A 16,821-nucleotide genomic window follows, 5' to 3' on the forward strand; every position below is an offset into this window, starting at 1 on the left:
CGCCTGTTAGGTTTGGAGGGCAATCCGGTGTCGAATTAAAGTACCAACGTCAGTTTGCGATTCCGCGCCGGACCTGTCAAGATCTCGCCCGAAGGCCTCTGGTGGCCTGTAGCCCCTTTTCGAGCCCCTGCCGATGAAGTTGACGAGAGAAACATTCCGCATGCGCTTTAACATGATCCCGGTTGTGGTGTCGCTGGCGGGGTTCATGGCCTTGGGGGGCGTGCCGTTTCGGGTCTGGGCCGGCGAAGAAGAAGACCTGGACGCGCTGGCGCTGGAATCGCCGGGCGGGGAGCGACAGCTTTCGGTCCACGGTTATGCCGATCTTCAGTATGGCGGCGATTCGAGCGAGCAGGGCGGTTCCTTTATCCAGAACGAGCTCAGCGTATTTGTTCGGGCTACGACCAAAGACGAAAAATGGACGGCTTTTTCCGAGATTGAGTTTGACCGAATTGACGGCGATGTCTATTTGACGGATCGGGGGGGCAAGTCGATAGAAGTCGAGATGGAAACGGGTTGGGTCGAATTTCGAGATTCGGATCGGTTTCGCCTTCGTGGGGGCAAGTTGCTGCTTCCCCAATACTGGCAGTCGAATCACTACCCCAATCTGACCATGTCCACGCTGGCGCCTCTGATGTCGGGCAACGTGTTTCCGAAGAGTATAGTGGCCCTTCAGGCCTCGGGCGACTGGTGGAATGCCAACGATCGGGGTCTGAGCTACGCATTTTTTGCGGGCGGCGGGGCCAACACGGCGTTGATGGAACTGGAGCAGAACGATAATCCGGCGGCGGGCGGGCGGCTCACCTTTCGCCTGGCGGGCCGGGACGGGCCCGCGTGGCTCGACACTTTAGATTTCTCCTTGTCAACATTGGTCAGCGAGAACGACCTGGATCAGGGCGAGTTGATTTTCGGTCTGGACTCCCAGATCCGCCTGGGCCGGCTTGAGATTCTGGCCGAGTTTGCCCGGGGCAGCTTGCCGCGCGTCGACAACAGTCTCCGGTCCAGACTGGATCAGGAAGAGGGGGATACGGTCGGCGCGTACCTTCAAGCGGCCTACCGCCTGTCGGACAAGTGGCACGGCTTCTATCGCTATGACTATCTCGACTTTAACGATGGGATTCCCACGCCACGGGACGAAACGCGTCACACCGTGGGTGCGAATTTCCGGCCCCGGCCCAATGTGTCGCTCAAGCTGGAGTTGTTCCACAGCGAGCCCGAGCACCCGCGCGACTCCTATGACGGCGTGGCGGCATCGGTCGTGTTCAATTTCTGATGGGGCCGAGGCGAAAGCAACAGAAGCAAGCATGGTTTCCATGAAACATCCGAAACGGCGATGGAACGCGATGGCGGCAGTCTGGCTCCTGGCCGGCCTGCTGACTTCGGCCATTGCCGCCGCACCCGAGGAGGGGCCCGAGCCCGCTCCGCGCATCGCCGTGGTGACCCATGTGGAGAATGAGACGGCCTCGATCACCCGGACCGAACTTGCGCGCATGTTCCGGAAGACCCAAACGGAGTGGGAAGACGGCGAGCACTGCATTCCGATCGATCAGGCGGGCGGCGACATTCGCACGGCATTCGGGCGGATTGTGCTGGAGCAGACGCCCGACGAGTGGAAGCGCTACTGGATCCAGCAGACGATGACGGGCAATGCCCGCCCGCCGATCGCGCTGGACGGCAGCGAGACGGTGAAGAAATACGTGCGAAAACTCAAAGGGGCCGTGGCTTATATTTATGAGTCCGAGGTGGACGACACGGTGCGGGTGCTGGCCATCACCGATGCCCCGGAACTGCTGGCTCCCGAGGCGCCGGAAGAGCCGCAGGAGCGCCGCGAAAACGGGCCTGCGGCCGAAGAAGGACCCACCCCGGCGCGGGACGGGGCGGAAGCCCCCAAATGAACATGTTTGCGAAAGTGCTGCTCAGCCTCCTGGCCACGGCACTTGCCCCGCTGCTTCTGGTTACCTACGTCACCAATCGCACCAGTCAGGAGTCTTTGCTGGCCGTGGCGGGCGATTCGCTGGAGGCCAGTGCCGAGACCCTGGCCCAGTCGGTCGTGGTCGCCGTGGATGACGCGGTAAAGGAGTTGGTTTCCTGGTCCGAGCTCGACATGCTGCAGGTCGGCGTATTCATGGGAGACGACCAGAATCTGAAACTGGCGGAGTTGCTGGCGGACCAGCAGCAGCGAAGCGATTTCTCCGAGATCTGGTGCACGGATCTGGCCGGCAGAATCGTGGCGTCGAGCAACTACACTCGGATCGACACCACGATGAGCGGCTATGAGCCACTGCGGCGGGCTTCGAGAGAACACCCCTTCATAGGCGAGATCGAGCCGTCGATCCTGCCCGACGGGGAGCCGGTCCGGGAAATCATCATGGCCAGCCCGATCCTGGGGGATTTCGACGGCGAGACGGTGATAGGCACTATTGTGGGCTCCTTCAACTGGGACAAGGCCAGTAGCCGCAGTGTTCGCCAAAGCCGGTCCGCGGTCGAACGGGGGATCCGACTCTATCTTGCCGACGAGCAGGCATCCTTTGTGGCCGCGCTGGAGGACAACGATTCGATATTTGAATTGCTGGCGGCGGAGTATCCCGCGCTGGCGCGCCAGGTGTCCGCGAATGGCGGGCGTGCCCACGCCCTTTCGGACGGCACTCTCGACGGCTCGCGGCAGGTCCTGGCGGCGGTGAAGGTTCGCGGAATTCTGTCGGGCATGGTGCTGGACGGCGTGGCGATCGCGCCGGAGGCGCTGGTACTTCAGCCGGCGCGGCAGTTGACGGCCTTCACGTTGGCCACCTGCGCGGCGGCGGCGGCGGGCATCTTCGTGCTGGCGCTGATTCTCAGCCGCAATATCAGCCGGCCCCTGACGGCCCTGGCCGCCACGGCGCAGCAGATTGCCGAGGGCGATCTGGATCGGTCGCCGCCCCGGGTCGCCGGCGTGGAGACGCGCCGCCTCGCCGCGGGCCTGGACACGATGCGCCTGAGTCTGAAACGCCAGATTGACACGCTGGACTCTTCGGTGCGCGAGCGGACCGCCCAGTTGGAGGCTTCGGTGCGGCAGTTGCAGGGCGAGATCCGGGCGCGCGAAGAGGCCCAGCGCCAGGCCTCGCTGCGGGAGCAGCAACTGCGCCAGGCCGACAAGATGGTGTCTCTCGGGATTCTGGTCTCCGGTGTGGCCCACGAAATAAACAATCCCAACGGCTTGATCGCCTTGAATCTCGGGCTGCTTGCCGAAGTATGGGAGAAGGCCCTCCCCGTGCTGGACACGTACTACAGGGAACACGGCGATTTCAGTCTCGGGCCCATGAACTATTCCGAACTGCGCGATCAGCTTCCCCTGATGCTGGCCGATGCCGCCGCGGGCTCGGAACGGATCAAGGCGATTGTGGATGACCTCAAGGGCTTCTCCCGCCAGTCGGAAGAGCGGTTGGACGATCCCGTCGACGTGAACCAGGTGGTCCAGTCGTCGGTCAATCTGGTATCCAGCCACCTGAAAAAGGCCACACGCCATCTGAGTGTTGTCCTGGCGCGGGACCTGCCGAGTGTGTATGGAAACGGACGGCGTCTGGAGCAGGTGGTGATCAATCTGCTGCTGAACAGTTGCGACGCCCTTGATTCGCCCGAGGGCGGGATTCGCATTTCCACGGGCACCGGCAGTGATGGCCGCGTGGCCATCGAGGTGGCCGACACGGGCCGGGGTATCGCGGAAGAGGATATGCCGCGCATTACCGATCCCTTCTTTACGACCCGGCGCACCGCGGGCGGCACCGGTCTTGGACTCTCCATCTCGGCCGGAATCATCGAGGAGCATGGCGGCGAGCTTGTTTTTGAATCGAAACAGGGTGCGGGAACGACCGCACGCATCTTGCTGCCAACGGGCGGCAGGGGAGAACGAAATTGACCGCGGCGCGACACCTGGCGGAACCCGTATTGCTGATTGACGACGAGGAGGCTTGGCTGCGCAGTTTCAGCATGACCCTTCGCGCGGCCGGTATTTCCAATGTCCACACCTGCTCCGACAGCCGGGAGGGGCGTGCCCGGGCGGTGGAGCTTTCCGCAGCCCTGGTGATCCTCGATCTCACAATGCCGCACCTTTCCGGGGTGGAGGTACTCCGGGAACTCGCCGAGGCGTGCCCCGAGGTTCCTGTGGTGATGCTTACGGGCGTCAACGATGTGGGTTCGGCTGTCGCGTGCATGCGCGAGGGCGCCTTTGATTACTATGTGAAGACCACGGAGACCGAGCGGCTTGTCAGCGGGGTGAAACGGGCCCTGGAGCTCCAGCAGCTCCGGCGCGAGAACTTGCGCCTGAAAGAAAGCGTGCTGGACGACGCCCTGGCCCACCCCGAAGCCTTCGAGGGCATTGTGACGGCGTCCCAGCGGGTCTGGGGTATCTTCAAGTATCTGGAGGCCGTGTCCGCATCGCCCATGGCCGTATTGATTGCCGGGGAAACGGGCGTGGGCAAGGAACTCTTTGCGCAGGCCGTTCACCGCGTCAGCGGCCGGGGTGGGCGCTTCGTTCCGGTGAATGCGGCGGGTCTTGAAGATCAGGCCTTTTCCGATACGCTCTTTGGCCATGTGAAAGGCGCCTTCACCGGCGCGGATTCGGCCCGGCCCGGCCTCATCGAGCAGGCGGCCGGCGGCACGCTCTTTCTGGACGAGATCGGTGATCTGGACAGCTCGGGGCAAATCAAATTGCTTCGGCTGCTTCAGGAAGGGGAATACTATCCGCTGGGATCGGATGTGGCCCGAAAATCGGACGCGCGCATCGTGGCGGCGACGAATCGCGATCTGAAGACGCTGAGTGATTCCGGGACATTTCGCAAGGATCTCTATTTCCGGCTCCAGACCCATCGGGTGGTTGTTCCGCCGCTGCGCGAACGGCGGGAAGACATCGCGCCGCTGTTGGAACTGTTTCTCGACGAAGCGGCCGGCATGCTGCAGAAGAAGCGTCCCTCGGCCCCCCGGGAGCTCACCGCCCTGCTGAAGACCTATCACTTTCCGGGGAATGTGCGGGAGTTGCGCTCCATGGTGGTGGACGCCGTGACCCATCACCCCGGCGGCATTCTTTCCATGGCGCGCTTCAAGGAGCACCTGCAACAGTTTGCGCCGTTGCAGGATCCGGCGCCGCGTCCCGGCGCGGGTGTAACGTTTGGGGAGGTCCTGCCCACCATGAAAGAAAACACGGAATTGCTCATTGAAGAAGCGCTGCGACGGGCCGATGGCAATCAGGCGATAGCCGCCGAGATGCTGGGTATTTCGCGTCAGGCGCTCAACAAGCGCTTGAAGCAGTCGGGCGAATAGGACGGATCCGAGATTTCTAACCACGAGGAGCCTGAAGCCGCCGCTTGGCGAGATCTGAGAAAGTGGAACCGCAAATTCACGCGAATTTTCGCAAATTGTTGAAGAGGGAAACGAAAGAGATCTGAACCGCGAATGAACGCGGATATTTGGTTGCGTATCGTGCACCGGGCTTTAAAAAGCGGCGCTTAACATGTTCGTTCCGTGGAATTCCGTGTTTTCCGTGGTCAAAAAAACACTGACCACGGAAGGGCACGGAAGTAAGCAATGCTCAAATCAGCATAGTCTAAGCCCTGTACACCCCGGATAAAACCAACTATTCTCGACCCGAGGAAGAATGTGCGCTAATTTGCGTTAATTTGCGGTTCGATCTCTCTTTGAGCGTCATAGCCAACTTATGTGTTTCCGATGTGGAAGCCTTGTTGGGCCCCGATTGGAATAGAAACGGAACACCCCATTTCATGGTAGTATTCAAAAAATTAGTTGCAAGGCAAAAGGGGATTGCTGTGGCGTTCAAGAAAACGACAGTTCAGTTTATTCAGTGCCTCGCCTTGACCAGCCTGGCCCTTTGGGCCGCGTGCTGTCCGGCGGAGGAGTTGGCCGCCACGACCGTGTTCAGATCGGGTACGGAGGGTTACCACACTTTCCGCATTCCCGCCCTCATTCGCACACCGGGCCGGCTTATTGCCTTTTGCGAGGGGCGTCTGAATGATCGCAGCGATTCCGGTGAGATCGATCTGGTGATGAAATACAGCGTGGATGAGGGCGTCACGTGGTCGCCCCTTGCCGTCGTGGCGCATGACGCCGGTTTTACCTGCGGGAATCCCGCGCCGGTGTACGACGGGCGATCGGGGAAGCTGGTGCTGGTGTGGACGAAGAATCTTGCTTCCGCGAGGGAAAATCGAATCCTTACCGGGGAGGATCCGCCCAGGACGGTCTGGGTGATGGACAGCCGCGACGAGGGCGCGACCTGGAGCGCGCCGGTGGAGATCAGCGCGACGGCGAGCAAACCGGAATGGCGGTGGTACGCCACGGGGCCGTGCCACGCGATTCAACTGAAGTCGGGCCGATTGCTGGTGCCCGCCAACCACTCGCTGGGGCCAGAATTTACCGGGTGGCACTCCCATGTTATCTTCAGCGATGACGGGGGCACGACCTGGGCCATCGGCGGCATACACGAGGGCTTTACCAACGAGTCTACAGTCGCCGAATTGCCGGATGGGCGCGTTTACCAGAACATGCGGAGTTATACCGGGGAGAATCGACGTCGTGTATCCTACAGTGAGGATGGCGGACTAACATGGTCGGCGGATCGGAGCGATCCCGCGCTGGTCGAGCCGGTTTGCCAGGCGAGCGCATTGAGCGACGGCGTTCGTCCTCTGTTACTGTTCTCCAATCCGGCCAGTGCGAGTCGGGAGAAGATGACCGTGCGCGCGAGCGGCGATGGCGGTGCGACGTGGCCCAATGCGGTTGAGCTGTACGCCGGGCCGAGCGCCTACTCCGATCTTGCTTTCTTGAATGAAACGACGGTGGCCTGCGTCTATGAGCGGGGCACGCAAAGCGCCTATGAAGAAATTGTGGTAACCCGGATTCCGCTGGACCGGCTGGCGCCGGAAGCGATCCGATAGAAGCGCGGGGCCCGCGTGGCCCGCAAGGAGAAGATATCGTATGCATCGATTATTAATCGGGGCGGCTTTGTGCGCCCTGGCGCTGAGTGCGGTCGCGGAGTTTGCCGACTACCGGTTTATTCCGCCCGCGAAGGCCCTGTCCGATGGCGAGTCCGATGCCGTGGCGGCCGGGGCCGCCGCCGCGTGGAATGCCGACTTGGTGCCCCAATACCAGATCGATGACTTCGCGGGACAAACCGAAGCACTGAAGTCGGCCGTGGAAACGCCCGCGCTTCAGGTCGGCTCGGGCGCGATACTCGGCTGGGCCTCCGCGGACCTTTTCGAGGCTCAGGTCGCGCAGGATGGCCTGAATATCTGGCGGTCCTCCATCACCTCGGTGGATGCCTCCGCACTCCGGCTCCGGGTCAACCTGGCCCGCCTTCACCCGGACGACGAGGTTTGGCTGGTGGACCTCTCGGCGCCCCACGCCTTTGGCCCCTTCACGCTGGCCAACACGAGCAGCAACGGCCGTTGGTTGCCCACGACGATGGGCGACACGGTGATCGTGGAGCTTCGCTCACCCCGGAAGATCATGCCGGACATTACGCTGGAGATGCTTTCCCACTATTTCAGCAGCCCGGCAACGAAGCAACTGGATTGTCCCCTTTCGGCGGACTGCACCGACAACACGTCCCTTCAGGAGGTGAGCGCGGGTATCGGGCGCATGACCGTTACGGACGAAGACGGCACCTCCTTTCTCTGTTCCGGCGCCCTGCTGAATAACGCGGCGACGGATGTGGCCGAAGGGCTCTTCCTGACGGCGGATCACTGCTTTCAGGGCACGAGCGACACCATCTTTGCGGATGGCGTAGAGGTGATCTGGGACCTGCGCACGAACGGCTGCCCCGGGACCGAACCGAGTGCGGGTACGATCGCGGGATTGCCCCGCAGCACGGGCACGGCTTTCCTGCGCAACAGCACGGCGCTGGATGGCATGCTCCTGCGGCTGGACACGGTGCCCGTGGGCACGCGCGGTCGCGCCTATCTCGGCTGGGACACGCGTGCGCCCCGCATCGGCGATGGCGCGGTGGGCCTTCACCATCCCGACGGCACGGCAATGAAAGAGAGTATAGGCCGCGTAAACGAGATCAATCTGGACACCCGTTTTGGCGACTTGCAGACCACGCTGTCGTGGGATGAAGGGCTCACCGAGGGCGGTTCTTCCGGTTCGCCCGTCATGTTCGACGATGCGAACTTCCGGGTCTTCGGCATGCTCAGCAACGGCAATTTTCAGGCCTGTGGTATTTCGAACGCGCGACTGGATCAGTATTCATCCTTCCGTGAGTTCTTCGCACTGGCGGGCGGCTTCCTGACCCTGGCCACACCGCCGGATGACGGGAGTGACTTTTATTCGCGCAATGGCTCGCCGCGCGGCGCTGGAAGCTCCGGTTGCGTCTTCGAGGCCCAGTCCATCGAGAAGTCCTCGGGAAACATTTTAGTATCGGGGCTGGCGCTCCTGACGCTCGCGGCCATGGGCGCGCTGGGTCGCTGGAAGGCGTAGCGCCGGATTCGCAACGTGTCGATCCAAATAGAATCGGCCCGGATGGTTGTCGCCATCCGGGCCGCGCTGTACTCGGGAAGGGGTGGGGGGTTTACACGCCGTTGAAGGGGCGATTGTAGCGGCCAAAGGTACGGGCGCTGTCCTCGGTCATGGGGAACTTCTCATCCGGGTACTTGAGGAAGTTGACGTGTCCATCCAGGTAAAGCACGTTGCCACCGCCGGGGATGTGGTTGAAGTCGATGGTGTTGGTGGTGACGTGGTCCCACATGACGGCCACATTGCTCTGGGCCTTCGCGCTGCCGCCGGGATTGTTGATATCGGTAATGAGGAAGCGTTCGACGCCCTCGCGGAGACGGAGCATCACGTTGCTGCCCCCGGCCTGGGTGCCGGCATAGGCGGCGGGAACGGTGAAGTCGTTGTCGCTCTGGGCTCCGAGCGTAGTGACGTTGGCCTGGGCCAGCGCGCCCAGGGGGGTGCTCGAATTGATTTCGGCTTCCGAGAAACGACCGCCCACGTCCGAGCCCACCGTGCCGACCAGGGGGCCGAGGAGGTTCACGTCCTCCGTGAAGAGCCAGCCAATATAATCATAGGGCTCCTTGGCGAACTCGCAGGGATCCACGCGACCGTTGCCATCGGCGTCGTAGCGATCCACGGCGTCCACATCCTTGCCCCAGGACGGGCAGAAGACGACCTGCGCGTCGGTCAGGTATTCGGGCATGAGCTGGGTGCCGTCGAAGATCATGGTGTCGCTGAGGGTCCCGTTGCAGTTGAAGGTCTTGCGGCGGGGGAACTTCTCGCCGTCGGATTCGTTGGCGTACATTTTGAAGATGACGCCCAACTGCTTGAGGTTGTTCTGGCAGGAAGCGCGCCGTGCGGCCTCCCGTGCGCGGGCCAGGGCAGGAAGCAGGATGGCGGCGAGGATGCCGATGATGGCGATAACGACGAGGAGTTCGATGAGGGTGAAGCCACGTTTCTTCATGATTTAAGTCCTTTCAATTGAATGGATTAAAGATGGTGTACCGGCGGCGTTGCCGCGTTGGGTTAGAACTGCTGTATACGCCGGAAGCCATTCCCACGACTGGCTGAATTAATGAGAGGCGGTGCAGAATAATGTTTAGTAAGTATAACATAAGGCTGATAGCTATGCAAGGGTTTTGTGTGCCACTTTTTCGCATAGTCGTGTCCACTGACGACAAGGGGGCTGATGCCCCCATGGGATCGGGACTCCCCGGCCTGCTATGATGGAGGTCGTATTGACGTCTTTCAGGAGTACCCCATGTCATTCATTCGAGAGCATAAGATATTCAGCGCCTGCATGATCCTTATTCTGGTGGGCGCTGTCTGGTTTCGCGGTCGCCTCAAGGGGCAGTATCCCGACTATGAGTTGAATCTGCAGGTGCCGGACCATACGCAAGTGGCGGTCGCGCCCGAGGGACTTCAGGTGGGGGTGGGGATGGAGGAAATCAGTCCGGATTTCGCCCTGTACGACGACTGGGTGGACGTGAACGAAAACAGCAAATACGACGAGGGGACGGATACCTTTACGGACCGCAACGGGAACGGCGAGTTTGACGCCGTTTGGATGGCGGGATTCAGTTCAAACCGACCGGCGAAGGGGATCAACGACACGCCGTGGACCCGGGCCATTGCCTTGCGCAACAACGGCGTAACGCTGGTGCTGGTTACCATTGACAGCGTCGGCATTTTCCAGAACGATTTCATTGCGGTGCGCGAGTCGGTGAGCAAGGACCTGGGTATCGACCATATCTTGTTTTCCAGCAGCCACACCCATGAGACGCCCGACACGATGAAGATCTGGAGCGGCCCCACGCCCATCTTCGGCTACGACGAGCGCTACATGGACATGGTCCGGGAGAAGACCCGCGCGGCGGTGGAGCGCGCGGTGCTGTCGATGCGCCCGGCGGAGATGGAGTGCACCACGGTGGAGATCGCCCCGGAGGGCTTTGTGGACGATTCCCGGAAGCCGGTGGTGATGGACAACACGATGTACCTCATGCGCTTCACGAAGAAGGACAGCGAGGACACGATCGCGACGTTTGTGAACTGGGGGAACCACCCCGAGGCGCTGGGCGGCAAGAACGGCATGATCACCTCCGACTTTCCCCACTGGCTGCGGGAGGGTGTGGAGAAGGGCGTGCCCGCGCCCAACGGCGTGGAGGGCTTTGGCGGGATGTGCCTCTTTTTTCAGGGGCAGGTGGGCGGTCTGATGACGCAGCTCCACACCACCGTACCCCACCGCGACGGGCAGCGGAGTTTCAGCGAGGCGAGCTTTGAGAAGGCCCAGGCGCTGGGCGAGAATCTAGCGATTGTGGCGTGCAACGCATTGCGCAGCGACCGCGTCTGGAAGAACGAAAATCCGCGCCTGGCCGTTTCCGCGCGGACGATCCGGGTGCCGGTCACGGGGATGTACAAATACGCCATGATGATGGGCCTTATCCACGACGGCTACAAACTCTTTCAAGGGGCGCGCACCGAGCTGAATGTGATCCGCATTGGCGGCGTGCTGCTGCTGAGCGTGCCCGGCGAAATCTATCCCGAGATCGTGGAAGGGGGCGTGGAAGCCCTGCCGGGGCGCGATTATGAGATCGAGCCGGTGGAAGTGCCGCCGCTGCGCGATGAAATGGAGCGCAAGGCCCGCATGGCCCTGGTCATCGGCCTGGCCAATGATCAGATCGGCTATATGGTGCCCAAGTCTCAATGGGACGTGAAGGCGCCCTTTATCTACGATGGCGAAGCCCAGTACGGCGAGGAGAACTCCGGCGGACCGGACGTGGCCCCCACGATCCACCGTGAATCCATGAAGATGCTCGAAGAGATGAACGCGGTGTTTCCCGAGCCGGCGTCCGGGGACGAACCCGCGGCCACGGGCGGCGCGGCGAGGTAGCATTCGGCACGGCGGTGCACTCCGCGCCACAAGGACTTTCCGCGACGTTTCGGTTGACGCCCTTCGCTCGTTCTGCCATGATGGCGGCGGAATCAATCGAAGGAGCTGACCATCGTGGGCGTGGATTATGTACAGAGCCGCAATTGCAAGGTAAAGCGGGAGCTGGGCGTGGATGTGCTGGTGTCCCGCATCAAGGCGCGGGGCCAGGCGGCGTTGCTGGTACAACGCATCCGCGATGGCGGGCAGGACCCGATGACGGCCACCATCACGCGGGTGGTGCAGTACCCCAGTGGCCCGGTGGCGGAGCAGGTGACGGTGGCGTCGCTGCTGGAAACGGGGCGCAGCCTTGATCCCTATGCGCCGTTGTGCGACGGGTGCACGGCCAACTTCCGCCAGGCGTCTTTCGGCTGCTGCGGCTTTCTCAACTACCCCATCGCCCGCGCGGAGGAGGAGTGGTTGATGTCCCGGTTGCCCGAGTCCATGGATTCCGTCGCCGGAGTCTATCTTCGCAACGTGTTCGGGGAGTTACGAATTGACGGTGCGACCGTGGCGTCAATTCGCGAGCGGAAGGGGCTCTATTTCGAGCAATGCGAGGCCCCCACGCGGCAGTGGAGCGACGGAAATAGTCAACACGCCGTTTCCTCGAATCAGTTGATTCAGTTTCTGTTTTACTCGGGGCCCGTTACGCCGTCGCACGCGATCTTTACGTGCCTGTTTCTCGGGCTTTTGCCGCACGATATCGCGCCGGACACGGTGCAATCGATTTTGCGGAATCCGGCCCACCTCCAGGATCATCTGGTCATCGACAGCGGGGCGCTCGCGATGCTTCAGGAAACGCAGATGGGGATGTTTCTCATGGGGGTAATGAGCGCCGCACTTAGTTTGGAAATCCTCACCATCGACGCGTAGGGGAGCTTTCTCTTACTGCTCCTTTTCGAGCCGGACAAATTTCTGCACGCGGTGGGTGGGGCTGTTTTCGTCCACGTCGCCGAAATAGACGTTGCCTGCGTCGTCGAAGCCCATGCCGTGCATCCAGTCGAGGTGACCGGGTACCAATTCGCCCTCCTTTGCCAGGGGGAAGGCCCAGAGTTCCAAGGCGCGCCCGGTGGTGTCGAATTTCATCAGGATTTGATCGTGGGGCGGGTTGCCCAGATTGCCCCGCTCCGTCCATCGGGCGGGGGTGCTCCCGCAGACGAAGATCTCGTCGCGGGAGTTTATGTGGATGCCCCAGGGGTTGATCAGATTGCGCCACTGTGCGAGGGATTCGCCCGCCTGGTTGAAGACTTGAATGCGGCCGTTGTTACGCTCGCATACATACAGCAGGCCCTGGGAATCCATGGCAATGCCATGGGGCTGGCTGAGCTGGCCGGGCCCCACGCCCAGGGTTCCCCACGTCTTCACGAATTTCCCATCCCTGTCGAAGTGGACGATGCGATTGTTGCCATAGCCGTCCGAAATGAAAACGTCGCCGGCGGGCGATATCGCCATGTCGGTGGGCCCGCTGAGGTGCGATTCATCCTCGCCTGCTTCGTCGGGTGTTCCGATGGTGAGGAGCAGTTTGCCGTCCTGCTCGAACTTGCGCACGAGGTGCCGCTGGTAGTCCGCGGTCCAGATCCTTCCCTCCCGATCGATCCGAAGGTAGTGGGGTCCTCTGAAGAGGCCTTCGCCCCAGGAAAACAAGAAATCGCCCGCCGCACTAAAGACCTGCACCGGTGGTTCCGCGCGGTTGAAGGTCCACACACGGCCCTGACCATCCACGGCTACCCCCGCGATTTGCTCCCACGGAAGAGACGCGGGCTTCTTGGGCCACGCGGGATCCACCTCGTAGCCTGCCGAAAGATTAACCTTGGGATAGGGTGCGGCGAAAGAGGGCATGGATTGGATCGCCGTTGTGACGCAGGCGATACACAAGACCGCGCGGTTAAGCTCTCGGATCGGGGGCATTGGGATTGGTCTCCTGGCTGGTCTACCAGGCCATTATCCGATGCCCGCTTGCGTAATGCAACGTGACCAACCTGATTCGCGCTGCTTTTACTGGTGGCGATCCAGGCGGTCCTGGTTTGGGCGTATGAGTGTGCCGATCGGTCTGGAGCGATTTTGCCCCTCGAAAACTCGTTCCATACGGAGATGGATCCGGCACGCTGAGGAATGGCTGCAGCCGGAGGCGACCGTTGCCGTACATCGCGTCCGAAATTGACTACGGCAACCTGAATCCGTCAAATCAGCGTGAGCAAGAATAAAACGCCCCCAGGATTTGTAGAGTAAGTCGTGGCCTGCTCAACCGGTATTTGGGCTTCGACCCGATTTGGCGTGATCCGCGAATGCAAGGAAAGCAGGGGGCCTAACCTGATTTGTTGACTGATTTAATGCTCTTTCTGTTAATTCTGATTCCACTGGTGGCTGCGGTAGTGTCTGCTCCCTTTTCCCGTCCGGCGGGCCGGACCTTCGGCTGGGTCATGGCCCTCGCTCCGGCGGGTCTTTGCGTCTGGCTGCTTTTCTTGGTCGATCACGTGGACGAGGGGTGGGTGCAGTCGCTCCCCTGGGCCCCGCTGGCCGGGCTTGAGCTCAGTCTGCGCCTGGACAGTCTCAGTCTGGCTTTCGGCCTTCTGATTACGGGGATTGGGGCCCTGATCGTTGTCTATGCGGCTTCCTATTTCGAGGGCGATCCCCGCCGGGGCCGTTTCATGGCCTTTCTCTTTCTCTTCATGGCGGCCATGCTCGGCGTGGTATTCGCCGACAACGTGATTGCACTCTTCCTATTCTGGGAAATGACCAGTGTCGCGTCCTACCTGTTGATCGGCTTCGAGCATCAGAAAGAAAGCGCGCGACAGGCGGCCTTGCAGGCGCTACTTACCACGGGTGCGGGCGCCCTGGCGCTTCTCGCGGGCCTGATTCTCCTCGGCAATGCGGCGGGTACCTTTCGGCTGGGCGAGATTATCGCAACACCGGGCCTCGCGGAGCACCCCCACTATGTGGCGATCGTCCTGCTGATAGTCGCGGGCGCGGCAACGAAATCGGCCCAGTTTCCGTTCCATTTCTGGCTTCCCAATGCGATGGCGGCTCCCACGCCCGCGAGCGCTTATCTCCACAGCTCCACGATGGTAAAAGCCGGTGTTTACCTCCTTGCGCGTCTCAGCCCGGCGTTGGGGGGGACGGAGCTCTGGTTCTGGCTGCTGGTGGGTCTGGGCACGGCGACGATGTTCGCGGGCGGGTGGCTATCCATGCAGCAGACGGCCTTGAAGCCCATGCTCGCCTATTCGACTGTTACCGCGCTCGGCACGCTCGTTTTATGTATCGGCCTGGGTACGCCGATGGCCATCAAAGCCTTCAAGGTTTTCCTTTTTGTGCACGCGTTCTATAAGGCGGCCTTGTTCATGACGGCGGGCACAATGATCCACGCGACCCACGAAGCCCACGTGGAGAAGCTGGGCGGGCTGGGCCGCGCGATGCCGGCTTCGGCCCTGGCGGCATTGATTGCCAGCCTCTCCATGGGGGGGCTGCCTCCCTTGCTGGGATTTGTGGGCAAGGAATCGGTCTATGAGGCCCTGCTCTATGCGCCCGTGGCGGGTCCGTGGCTGGTCGGCGCGGCCGTGTTGGCCAACGCGGCCAATGTCTACGTAGCCATCGTCGTCGGCGTGCTGCCTTTCTGGCGACGGCACGGCGCGCATCCGTCTGTATCGGGCGAGGCTCCCTTTTCGCTCTGGCTGGGTCCCATGGTGTTGGGCGCGCTCGGCCTGACCTTCGGGCTCTACCCGACCCTGCTGAGTCATCATATTCTCGGTCCCGGTGCCTCGGATGTCATCGGAGCAACGGTGGAGATCAAACTCAAGCTGTGGCACGGGTTCAATACCGCCCTGCTCCTCAGTATCTCGACCCTGGTGCTGGGTATGGTTGCCGTGTTGTTAAGGCGCCTTCTTCAGCGTTCCGCATCCGGACTCGCGCCCTTGTACCGCCTGGGGCCGGAAGGGGGCTATCATGGCGCGGTGGCGGGTATGCTCTGGTTCTCAGGGGTGCAAACGAGCTTTCTTCAGCACGGCTATCTCCGCTACTACCTGCTGGTCGTAATTGCCTGCGTTATCGGCATGGCGTGCAGCGTACTACCGGACGAAGGCCACGCCCCCGCCTTCCTACTGGCCGATGCGCGGGTTCACGAACTGATCATCGTCGGCATGATTGCCATCGCGGCCATCGCGCTCACCCGTGTGGAGTCCCGCTTTGGAGCCCTCGCCTGCCTCGGCGTGGTGGGCTACGGCATGGCCCTGCTCTATGTTTTTTATGGTGCGCCCGATCTTGCGAAAACCCAGATCATCGTGGAATCCCTGTCGGTGGTGTTGTTCGCCCTGCTTGCGGCGGCCATGCCGGGCTTTAAGAACCTCGCGCCCGTCTCGGTTCGCCGCCGCGATGCGGCCCTCGCCGCGATGGCTGGCATCCTGATGGGTCTGCTCGCTTATTTCACTCTGGCAACGGGGCAGGCTCGTTCGGTTTCCGACTTCTATCGCGAGAACAGTCTGCTCCTGGCCCACGGGCGCAACGTGGTGAATGTGATCCTGGTGGACTTTCGTGCCCTCGATACTCTGGGTGAAATAACGGTGCTGGCTGTTGCCGCCTTCGGTGCCCAGGCGCTCATGCGCCGCCGCCGCGCGCGAAAGGCCCGCGTATGAATTCCGCCCTCCTTCGAAATTGGACGCCCCTGCTGAAGGCCGTCATGCTGCTGATTTCAGTGCTCCTGCTCCTGCGAGGGCACAACGAGCCCGGCGGCGGCTTCGTGGGGGGGCTGGTGGCGGCCACCGCGTTCACCGTGCATGCCCTGGCCTACAATGTGAATGCGGCGCGCCGCTCCGCGCGTTTCTCGCCGCGCACGCTCATGGCCTCGGGCCTACTGGTCGCGCTGATCAGCGGACTGCCGGGATTGTGGAAGGGAGAGCCCTTTTTGACGGGTGTCTGGGGTACGCCCGACATTCCCTATCTGGGCAAGATAACACTGGGCACGCCCCTGCTGTTCGACGTCGGCGTCTATCTCGTCGTCGCGGGAGTCGTGCTGACCATGGTATTTGCCATGCTGGAGGACTACGATGCAACTTAGTATCGTCGTCCTGATCGCGGTGCTCTTCGGCTGCGGATTTTATCTGTTGCTTCGGCGAAGCTTTCTCCGGGTCATTCTCGGGCTGATGCTGCTGGGACATGCGGCCAATCTGCTTGTCTTCGTGTCCGCCGGCGTGGCGCGAGGCCCCGCGCCCCTCGTGGCCGAGGGTATGACCGCCGTGCCCGCACACTCCGCCGATCCGCTGCCTCAGGCCCTGGTGCTAACGGCCATCGTGATCAGCTTCGGCGTTTCGGCTTTCGCCCTGGTCTTGTTTCGCCGGGCCTATGACATGATCGATTCCGACGACACGGATCAATTGCGCGACACGGTGCATTGATCCGACAAAGGGCCGACAAGCCAGTTACGCGCATCGTGTAGA

13 protein-coding genes are annotated in these 16,821 nt (G+C 61.9%); 11 read left to right on the plus strand and 2 right to left on the minus strand.

From position 1 onward, the window contains the following. Window positions 1–160: 160 nt before the first annotated feature. The 6 genes from JNK74_15655 (at window position 161) to JNK74_15680 (ending at window position 8,454) form a co-directional block, all read left to right on the plus strand. Window positions 161–1,270 carry a hypothetical protein gene (locus tag JNK74_15655; protein ID MBL7647622.1) on the plus strand — a complete coding sequence of 370 codons (1,110 nt, stop codon included), beginning with the start codon at window positions 161–163 and terminating at the stop codon, window positions 1,268–1,270. Window positions 1,271–1,310: 40 nt separating this feature from the next. Beyond that, on the plus strand, window positions 1,311–1,892 hold the full coding sequence (locus JNK74_15660; protein MBL7647623.1) for a hypothetical protein: 582 nt from the start codon (window positions 1,311–1,313) through the stop codon (window positions 1,890–1,892). Then, a complete protein-coding gene (locus tag JNK74_15665; GenBank protein ID MBL7647624.1) occupies window positions 1,889–3,889 on the plus strand; it encodes a HAMP domain-containing protein in 2,001 nt (666 codons plus the stop codon). Before JNK74_15660 ends, JNK74_15665 begins: the two co-directional genes overlap by 4 nt. 71 nt (window positions 3,890–3,960) lie before the next feature. Beyond that, complete coding sequence (locus JNK74_15670) at window positions 3,961–5,289, plus strand: sigma-54-dependent Fis family transcriptional regulator (protein MBL7647625.1); 1,329 nt, start codon at window positions 3,961–3,963, stop codon at window positions 5,287–5,289. Window positions 5,290–5,747: 458 nt separating this feature from the next. Beyond that, window positions 5,748–6,914, plus strand: coding sequence for an exo-alpha-sialidase (locus tag JNK74_15675; protein MBL7647626.1), 1,167 nt, complete (start codon window positions 5,748–5,750; stop codon window positions 6,912–6,914). Between the two features lie 40 nt (window positions 6,915–6,954). Further along, the gene (locus JNK74_15680) at window positions 6,955–8,454 is read left to right on the plus strand and encodes a trypsin-like peptidase domain-containing protein (protein MBL7647627.1); all 1,500 of its coding nucleotides are present in this window, start codon (window positions 6,955–6,957) and stop codon (window positions 8,452–8,454) included. 91 nt (window positions 8,455–8,545) lie between these two features. Here the strand turns inward: JNK74_15680 and JNK74_15685 are convergent, their stop codons facing one another. Continuing rightward, entirely contained in the window at window positions 8,546–9,436 is an 891-nt protein-coding gene (locus JNK74_15685; protein MBL7647628.1) for a prepilin-type N-terminal cleavage/methylation domain-containing protein, read from the minus strand. Window positions 9,437–9,730: 294 nt separating this feature from the next. Between JNK74_15685 and JNK74_15690 the strand changes: the two genes are divergently transcribed. Both JNK74_15690 and JNK74_15695 read left to right on the plus strand, forming a co-directional pair. Then, window positions 9,731–11,359 carry a neutral/alkaline non-lysosomal ceramidase N-terminal domain-containing protein gene (locus tag JNK74_15690; protein MBL7647629.1) on the plus strand — a complete coding sequence of 543 codons (1,629 nt, stop codon included), beginning with the start codon at window positions 9,731–9,733 and terminating at the stop codon, window positions 11,357–11,359. Window positions 11,360–11,473: 114 nt separating this feature from the next. After that, complete coding sequence (locus JNK74_15695; GenBank protein ID MBL7647630.1) at window positions 11,474–12,268, plus strand: hypothetical protein; 795 nt, start codon at window positions 11,474–11,476, stop codon at window positions 12,266–12,268. A gap of 12 nt (window positions 12,269–12,280) precedes the next feature. Here JNK74_15695 and JNK74_15700 read toward each other — a convergent pair whose 3' ends face one another. Continuing rightward, a complete protein-coding gene (locus JNK74_15700; protein MBL7647631.1) occupies window positions 12,281–13,303 on the minus strand; it encodes a hypothetical protein in 1,023 nt (340 codons plus the stop codon). Window positions 13,304–13,767: 464 nt separating this feature from the next. Between JNK74_15700 and JNK74_15705 the strand changes: the two genes are divergently transcribed. From JNK74_15705 to JNK74_15715, 3 genes are read left to right on the plus strand one after another with little or no spacing between them, the layout of a single operon-like run. Further along, entirely contained in the window at window positions 13,768–16,020 is a 2,253-nt protein-coding gene (locus tag JNK74_15705; protein MBL7647632.1) for a DUF4040 domain-containing protein, read from the plus strand. Further along, window positions 16,017–16,442 (plus strand): Na+/H+ antiporter subunit B, encoded by a 426-nt coding sequence (locus tag JNK74_15710; GenBank protein ID MBL7647633.1) that lies wholly within the window; start codon window positions 16,017–16,019, stop codon window positions 16,440–16,442. The genes JNK74_15705 and JNK74_15710 overlap by 4 nt, the downstream gene beginning before the upstream one ends. Next, complete coding sequence (locus JNK74_15715; GenBank protein ID MBL7647634.1) at window positions 16,432–16,779, plus strand: NADH-quinone oxidoreductase subunit K; 348 nt, start codon at window positions 16,432–16,434, stop codon at window positions 16,777–16,779. The genes JNK74_15710 and JNK74_15715 overlap by 11 nt, the downstream gene beginning before the upstream one ends. The last annotated feature ends 42 nt before the right edge of the window (window positions 16,780–16,821 follow it).

The sequence above is a fragment of the Candidatus Hydrogenedentota bacterium genome (assembly GCA_016791475.1).
Taxonomy (GTDB): domain Bacteria; phylum Hydrogenedentota; class Hydrogenedentia; order Hydrogenedentales; family JAEUWI01; genus JAEUWI01.

What these genes read in the sequence shown, in the direction of transcription:
- JNK74_15715 (MBL7647634.1), top strand. Translation starts at nt 16,432, where the DNA reads ATGCAACTTAGTATCGTCGTCCTGATCGCGGTGCTCTTCGGCTGCGGA.
- JNK74_15670 (MBL7647625.1), top strand. Translation starts at nt 3,961, where the DNA reads ATGACCCTTCGCGCGGCCGGTATTTCCAATGTCCACACCTGCTCCGAC.
- JNK74_15675 (MBL7647626.1), top strand. Translation starts at nt 5,748, where the DNA reads ATGGTAGTATTCAAAAAATTAGTTGCAAGGCAAAAGGGGATTGCTGTG.
- JNK74_15690 (MBL7647629.1), top strand. Translation starts at nt 9,731, where the DNA reads ATGTCATTCATTCGAGAGCATAAGATATTCAGCGCCTGCATGATCCTT.
- JNK74_15680 (MBL7647627.1), top strand. Translation starts at nt 6,955, where the DNA reads ATGCATCGATTATTAATCGGGGCGGCTTTGTGCGCCCTGGCGCTGAGT.
- JNK74_15700 (MBL7647631.1), bottom strand. Translation starts at nt 13,303, where the DNA reads ATGCCCCCGATCCGAGAGCTTAACCGCGCGGTCTTGTGTATCGCCTGC.
- JNK74_15665 (MBL7647624.1), top strand. Translation starts at nt 1,889, where the DNA reads ATGAACATGTTTGCGAAAGTGCTGCTCAGCCTCCTGGCCACGGCACTT.
- JNK74_15655 (MBL7647622.1), top strand. Translation starts at nt 161, where the DNA reads ATGCGCTTTAACATGATCCCGGTTGTGGTGTCGCTGGCGGGGTTCATG.
- JNK74_15660 (MBL7647623.1), top strand. Translation starts at nt 1,311, where the DNA reads ATGAAACATCCGAAACGGCGATGGAACGCGATGGCGGCAGTCTGGCTC.
- JNK74_15710 (MBL7647633.1), top strand. Translation starts at nt 16,017, where the DNA reads ATGAATTCCGCCCTCCTTCGAAATTGGACGCCCCTGCTGAAGGCCGTC.